Raw genomic sequence first — 6,563 nt, 5'->3', positions numbered from 1 at the left:
CTATTCTAAGTACGCCTACATAGGTTTTTAGCGATCGCACCTTTTTTGTTCAACCTCACCAAATCGCGTTGCTCCCAAAAATTCTTAGAGGACGAACTTAGAGCTTCACAACTTCATAGCCAAGGATGCCTCTATCCGTATCTCGAAAAGAAAAAGCTACTTGATGGCTCAATAGTTTTTTACCCACGAGTTATAGGCCAACGTGACCCAAACAACCCGACTCAGTGGCGATGGGGTTTTAACTGGGAAGAACGAGTTGATGGATTATGGAAAGGGCGAAGTATCGGCTCAATCCCTCCTGGCGCTGTCCCCCTGATTCGGACACTACAACAACAGGGGGCAACACGAGAGAATATCATCGCCTTTATCAAAAAAGCGAAAACCAAAAAGACATCGCCAAAATTAGATGTCTGCAAAAATTTTGATAACACAAAAATAAAAACAATACTCCCAGATGATGCCCCGATCGCCGTAGTACTATTCGCTGGTGGCGGCGGCATTGAAGCCGGGATGGTGCAAGCCGGGATTCGTCCAGTCATCGCGGTGGAGTTCGACCCAAGCAAACCAGACTTGAGGAGGGTGATACCTTCGGCACACTTCGTGAACGCCAAAACCCATCACCACAAATTTATCGCTCAAACTTATATATAGCATGGCTTTTCAGACCATCTTGTTGCGTTTTACTTGTATCTCAGATCAATACCACAAAGGGAATAGCTGCTCCCGAAGCGATCGCTTACTCTGGTGGGGCATTGATAGCAGAGTTGGCACAAGTCAGGCGATGGCGTAACCGCCCGCTAAGAAAGCGATCGCCCTAGTTTCGACAAGGAATGAGGCAATACCCAACTCTCTCAACTTAGTCTCAGGTTGACGGGAATGTTGAAGGATTCCGAGTCGTAGAGTTACTCCAATGCTTCAAGCAATGACATTAGCAATTTTTTGAGCAACATCAGAATTGTCCCAATAACCAGTATGGGAATCGAAAATCAGAAATCCTGTCTCAACCGGGATGTCCACCAATATTTGATTGTTGTTTTCTGGATTTCGTTTAAACAGTTCTGCTAAAGGATAAGCAATTGCATCTTCACTATCCCAGAAGTTATACCAAGACCGACCTTGATCTCGAACTGGATTGTAGAGTTTAGTAAATGGCTCTCCTTCCATCCATAGCGATCCTTTACGCATCATAAACAAGCCGATAGGAGACCCCATTGTGAAGAAGTGGCGGAATTGTTTTCTCAAAAGCTTGATTTCTTCAGGCTTTATCGTTATCGCCTCTAAGTTCCTGTCTTCAGGTCTAGCAACGGGGTCAGGCTTTGGAATAAATGAAAAATCATCCTCGTTTTTCGGATAAAACAAGTGGAATAGATAATCGAAAGCAATCACCGAGCCGAGAGAATGGGCAATGATACTGTAGGTTGCGCCCTGCTCCAATGGATCATGGAGGTCTTTCCAGATTTGTGTCCAAACGGTGCGACGGATAAAATTTACGTCTTCAGACACGTAGGCAATTACATCTCCCATCAAGAAGCTGATGAAGCCACGGATGCCGCGCATAGGGTTAAGGGGTTGGTTTTGTAGCTGAGGAAATGATGCATTAAAGATAGTATGGGCTGCCTTCTGAAGCGGATCTACGTGCCAGTTTGTATAGATTCGACCAAACTGGCCTTCAAACTCATCAATGCTTTTTCCCGATTTTTTGATCAGCCGCTCCCACAGGTCATCGTAGCTGGAATTGGGATTTTCATCGGGCTGACGCTCACCCATACCATGTATAAAAATCAAATAGTGCTTTCTCATAACTACTCTTCAGAAATACCATTCAACAATTGGAATTAGAGGCGTTGTGTAACATTCAATCATCCAGCGTCCTGCTAAGGTCTTTTTCCCTAGTTAATGTTTACAATTGCAAATAACACAATGTAAACGACCGAAAACCTATATATTCCGTGAGCGATGACACGCGCTTAACCGTGTAGATCGATAAAGCTTTGGTAAAGAGTCGAGTTAATTCATGCTTTAGATTTAGTCTCCCCAGCTTTTTTAGAGACAGCAATTGCACCAACTCCAAACAATAGACCTAGTAGGGAAGCAGGTTCTGGTACTGATGTAGATGAAGAACTCAGGGTAATATTGGCAGCAGAATCTTGATAGATGTATGTTCCTGCCCGTCCCACTTCACCCCTCAAGGTAATTTCAGAGCTTGAAGTTCTTTCTAAGGTATATCTTGGAGCATCAAAAGCAATGCCAAAATCAACTACTAAATTCCAATTCGACCTAGAATCAAGCTCAAAATCAACATTTGGGGTTAAGTTACCACCATTACTAGATCCTGGATTCAAATTCAGGTCTAGATTGTTGACGGATAGCTCCCAATCGCTCAAAGTCCCGGACTCTGAGTAAACCACGAATCCTGAATATTCGCTCTTGAATGGCAAAGAGTTCGTAAGGAATGGGCTAGTAGCATTGACTAAGGTAAAATTACCTGAAAATTCTTGTCTAGTTAGAATCGCTCCCAGCACGGGAGTAGCATGAAATGCGCTTGCAACTACCAAACCAATCACGGCGACGCTAACTTTGGGGAGTCGAACTTGATTCATGGATTGGGTATGCTATCTAAAATTGTTGAAGGTATGCTATCACATCCTTGGCAACTTAAGATACATTCGGTACACCAAAATTTTCTGCGATACCTGCGGTGTTCTCGAAGAATCGCTCAAGCCCAGAAATGGGCAATATACTATTAAAGAATTACTTTGTACCCTAACTAAATGATAAGCGTTGCGGCGTGATACTGGAGTTTGAAGACGCAAGCCCAGACAAATTCTAGCGTGGCAAAACTAGCTAGAGCAAAAACTTAAACCTAGTAAATTCGTTATTATTGAAAATTTTAGTTTACCTATTTACGCCTATTTCAATCATTAAAAATCTACTCTAGCAAGTTTTACCACTCTAGGTATTATCCACTAGTCGCAGCGCATCAGCTACCGCTTGGTAGTGGAGCAGTTGAAAGTTTAATTCGTCAAGCTGTTAACTTACGCATGAAGGGAATTCGTATTCGGAGAATTACTCAAAGTCATGGCGGATAAAGGCTATCAAAGAGTTAGTAAAATTCATCATCAAGTAAGCCAGCGCAGTCTTGGGGGTTTACCCCATGAGCGACTGGCGGTGAAACACCAATTAAAAAGCCAAAAGGAAAAAAGTTAACGAAAGAGCAGAAAAAATACAATCGTAAACTCAATCGATTAAGAATCACTGTTGAACACGTTAATCGTCGCTTAAAATATAATTAGTATTAACTTTTTTCATCACCTACAGGACTAAATTTTTATTCTTTAAATAATCGCTCAAAGTATATCTGTGGAGATAAATTAGTAAAAACCAGCTATTTTCGCTTTGTAGATAATAATTTTTAAAGTAGAGTTAATAATTTCTTAATTTATAAAGGTCAACATCTTTTTTGAATAGTTATTATGTAACTTTTTCTGAGATTGGCCATCAATTGGAAGTACTCGCAAATCTGATGAATGGTATTGAACTAGCCTGTGTTGCAGGCTGGATCGTGAAGGAACTTTAGTCTTCTGAAAAGAAGTGTCAAAACCCAACTTATTCAAAACAATTCACAAGTTTTATGGCAACTGGTAATCACGTAATTTTCCTGCATCCAGATGGGACTAGTCCATCTCATTATGCGTTCGCAAGGTTTGTAGATAAAGGCCCCGACGGACGTTTGAATTGGGATAATCTAGATCATGCTGGGGTTTATCTGGGTCATCTGGAAGACCAGCTGGGTGGAACATCCAATGCTGGTGCTGTTACCCATGCAACGGGTGCCAAAGTCTATGCAGAATCCTTTGGCTTAAACGCCGATGGTTCGTCAGTTGCTTCCTTACAAATCCTAGTTACTGCACAAGCTCCTGCACTTCAAGGGGCGACAATGGTTGCTAAACCAAGCCAGATAAAGGTTTAGAAGGCACAGACCCGAATGGCACTAAGTTAAGCTGAAGGGTAGACGGCGTAAGAATTGCAGAGGGGCAGGGGTGCAGAGGGGAATTTCTAAATATCTGAACGCAATGCCTTAAACTTCTTCTTTCTCCCCTGCTCCTCCGCTCCTCTGCACCCCTTCTACCTCAACGATTTTCCCTTTTCTTAGTGCCATTCGTGCAGCGATCGCAGTTGCAGAAGCCATCCGACAGTTGAAGCCACGGGTGTTTGCTCTCGAAAATGTCCCACGCTATCAGAACAGTCAGAGTTTTGCCATCATCCTGAATACTTTGGAACAAGAGGGGTACTCGGTCGATTACAGCGTGGTCAACATGGCTGACTTTGGGCTACCCCAGGCGCGGCGGCGGTTAGTCTTGATTGCAAGTAGGGGGTTGCGCGTTGCCTTACCTTCGGAAACTACACCTTGTGGTTGGTACGAGGCAATCGCGCATCTAATCCCTACGATGCCTGATTCACAGCTTCTACCTAAACAGCAACAAGCTTTAGAGAAATTTTTAGCCGGGAATGCGCCAACACCACTGTTGATTGAACGGGTTGGGGGACGCAAGTTACCCAAGTACAAGCCAGGGTCGCAGCCCGCTAATACCATTCTGCGATGGCGCAAGCGCCCGCCGGAGGCGCTCGCACTTCACCGATCACAAAGGTTGCAACCGTAGTAAGTTCGCTGATATCTGGTTGCCGGATGGGATAGTTAAATCTTTGTCTATTGAAGGGGCTGCAATCTTGCAAGGGTTTCCCGGTTGGTACGAGTTTCCCAACGAGACTGCTACGGCGGGGTCAATTATCGGGTATTCTGTCCCTCCCAGTTTTGCGACTCAATTATTCATGTCGGCACAAAATATTTTGAAAGCTGCAATTGTATAACTAACCTTGTCCAAAACTTGGAGCAGTGCTGGTACATCTCCCCAATTTTAGCAATTGGAAACTCACATCTACTCTGAAGTTATACTTAATTAAATACTAATTTGAACTCGGTTAGAGCGATATGTTGTGTTAACTTGCCTATCAACCAAAGATACATAAATAGACACAGGTGGAGTTTGCCCTTGCTCTACTGCAAACCAAATAGAGTTTAAATTTTGTGGAGACGATAAAGCACAGAAGCCGTATATACGCTGATCATTATCGGCATTGTAGATATTAACCCAAGTTCTAGCAGAGTTTGTGTTAGATCCACAAGGAGGTAATGTCGGGGCTGGGGCAAATAGCTGAGAATCATATTCGCTGCGGTTTTCTACATTGAGATTGTATTTAGTAAATGTTTTGCCATTAGCTGTGTATGTTTCAGTATTTCCTAGACTAACCAGAGGTAATGGAGGTTCGCCCACTGCATCAGCAATTCCGCCGTAAACAACTGCACGCAATAAATCATCTTCCTGATCATCACTAGCTAGGCGATTTCTAATATCAGAACTCATTTCTAGCTGAAGACCTTCGTTACTGGAAGTTCTATTGACGATGTTATTTGCATTTTCACCTGCGAGCATGGAAGCACAAGTTGCACCAGAATCGCCAGTATTAGCAGGCACATTGAATGTCAGTAACGTTCCAGAAACTAATGCTTTGTATGTGTCCACATAGTTTCTGAAGTCTACTATTTGTGTAGTGGTAATGTTTCTACCACCAACGCAAATAGTACTACTAGAGCAACCAGAGGAACCACAGCCATGAATAGCTACAGCTCTTGGATGTGCCCCCACAAGATTTACTGATGCATTATCGTTAAAGCGTGTAGACGTAATGTGAAGAGTACAAAAATTTCTTCCCACAGTACAACTAGATGTGTCTGCCGACCATAAACTTTTACAATCAGCAGTTGTTACATGGCCATTAAAGTCATAACGGTTCCAACCGTATAGTTCCTGTAAATCTTCGCTAATGGGGCTGGTGTTGGCTTCTATCTGCCCACCGTGAAAAGATAAGGCAGTAACATTACTGTTATTGTCAACTATGGTTGTGTTCCAATCATTAACAGTTCCCCCACTGTTGGCAATACACTCTGAGCCAATTAGTGGTGGCAAGGAGCTAGTACAGGCAGCAGGACTACCTGTTCCCTGATAACAACCAAAAGTATCTGCAAGTGCCGGAGCATACCAACATAAGGAACTCAAAAAGAATAGCAATGTTGTGCCTAAAGCTATAGTTCCCAGCTTTTGAGTATATTTGCTGAGAAATATGCCAAATCGATTTACGGATATTTTCGTAATCATTTATGTTTTCTGCCAAGATTGTTGTGCTGAAGTAGTTAAGACTAAAAAGCTGCAATTGGTAGCTTCGAGGATTTATCAGAGATGAACGGTTGATTTATGCAACGCTAACGGTGCAAACTGTATTTTGCCTACCTACAAAAAAACTGCCCTGGGGCATGACCAGAGCAGCGTTTCTCTAAAGGGGGAATTAAATAAAGGACTTTTAAAATCTTGTCCATGTTTTACATATAATTCGTTCGCTATGTAATACTCTTCAGTTCAAGTTTTATACTTTACGCAAAAAGAGCGAAAAACTTTTAAAGCTGCACTATACAAGGATTAGACGCAATAAACCAAGCCCAATACAGC

7 protein-coding genes and 1 pseudogene are annotated in these 6,563 nt (G+C 42.7%); 5 read left to right on the top strand and 3 right to left on the bottom strand.

The genetic code is table 11. The annotated features are described in order from the left end of the window. Positions 1-45: 45 nt before the first annotated feature. Positions 46-651, top strand: coding sequence for a hypothetical protein (locus ACEYW6_RS35450; RefSeq protein ID WP_412983486.1), 606 nt, complete (start codon positions 46-48; stop codon positions 649-651). Positions 652-915: 264 nt separating this feature from the next. Here ACEYW6_RS35450 and ACEYW6_RS35445 read toward each other — a convergent pair whose 3' ends face one another. Then, on the bottom strand, positions 916-1,800 hold the full coding sequence (locus tag ACEYW6_RS35445) for a hypothetical protein (protein WP_412983485.1): 885 nt from the start codon (positions 1,798-1,800) through the stop codon (positions 916-918). Between the two features lie 212 nt (positions 1,801-2,012). Continuing rightward, the gene (locus tag ACEYW6_RS35440) at positions 2,013-2,600 is read right to left on the bottom strand and encodes a PEP-CTERM sorting domain-containing protein (RefSeq protein WP_412983484.1); all 588 of its coding nucleotides are present in this window, start codon (positions 2,598-2,600) and stop codon (positions 2,013-2,015) included. 457 nt (positions 2,601-3,057) lie between these two features. Between ACEYW6_RS35440 and ACEYW6_RS35435 the strand changes: the two are divergent. From ACEYW6_RS35435 to ACEYW6_RS35420, 4 genes and pseudogenes are all read left to right on the top strand, one after another. Next, a pseudogene (locus ACEYW6_RS35435) lies at positions 3,058-3,284 on the top strand (transposase family protein); the annotation flags it as partial. Between the two features lie 347 nt (positions 3,285-3,631). Next, positions 3,632-3,970, top strand: a complete 339-nt coding sequence (locus ACEYW6_RS35430) for a hypothetical protein (protein ID WP_412983483.1) — start codon at positions 3,632-3,634, stop codon at positions 3,968-3,970. Between the two features lie 238 nt (positions 3,971-4,208). Next, positions 4,209-4,661 carry a DNA cytosine methyltransferase gene (locus ACEYW6_RS35425; protein ID WP_412983482.1) on the top strand — a complete coding sequence of 151 codons (453 nt, stop codon included), beginning with the start codon at positions 4,209-4,211 and terminating at the stop codon, positions 4,659-4,661. Beyond that, positions 4,588-4,869, top strand: a complete 282-nt coding sequence (locus ACEYW6_RS35420) for a DNA cytosine methyltransferase (RefSeq protein WP_412983487.1) — start codon at positions 4,588-4,590, stop codon at positions 4,867-4,869. The genes ACEYW6_RS35425 and ACEYW6_RS35420 overlap by 74 nt, the downstream gene beginning before the upstream one ends. 89 nt (positions 4,870-4,958) lie before the next feature. Here ACEYW6_RS35420 and ACEYW6_RS35415 read toward each other — a convergent pair whose 3' ends face one another. Further along, positions 4,959-6,215, bottom strand: a complete 1,257-nt coding sequence (locus ACEYW6_RS35415; RefSeq protein ID WP_412983481.1) for a poly-gamma-glutamate hydrolase family protein — start codon at positions 6,213-6,215, stop codon at positions 4,959-4,961. Positions 6,216-6,563 lie beyond the last annotated feature (348 nt).

The sequence above is a fragment of the Nostoc sp. UIC 10607 genome (assembly GCF_047228265.1).
Classification (GTDB): Bacteria; Cyanobacteriota; Cyanobacteriia; order Cyanobacteriales; family Nostocaceae; genus Nostoc; species Nostoc foliaceum_A.
The sequence above is the reverse complement of the archived record's forward strand: the minus strand, read 5'-3'. Positions and strand labels throughout refer to the sequence as shown.

Excerpts from the sequence above, each read along its gene's own strand:
- ACEYW6_RS35445 (WP_412983485.1), bottom strand. The coding sequence starts at position 1,800 with ATGAGAAAGCACTATTTGATTTTTATACATGGTATGGGTGAGCGTCAG.
- ACEYW6_RS35430 (WP_412983483.1), top strand. The coding sequence starts at position 3,632 with ATGGCAACTGGTAATCACGTAATTTTCCTGCATCCAGATGGGACTAGT.
- ACEYW6_RS35440 (WP_412983484.1), bottom strand. The coding sequence starts at position 2,600 with ATGAATCAAGTTCGACTCCCCAAAGTTAGCGTCGCCGTGATTGGTTTG.
- ACEYW6_RS35415 (WP_412983481.1), bottom strand. The coding sequence starts at position 6,215 with ATGATTACGAAAATATCCGTAAATCGATTTGGCATATTTCTCAGCAAA.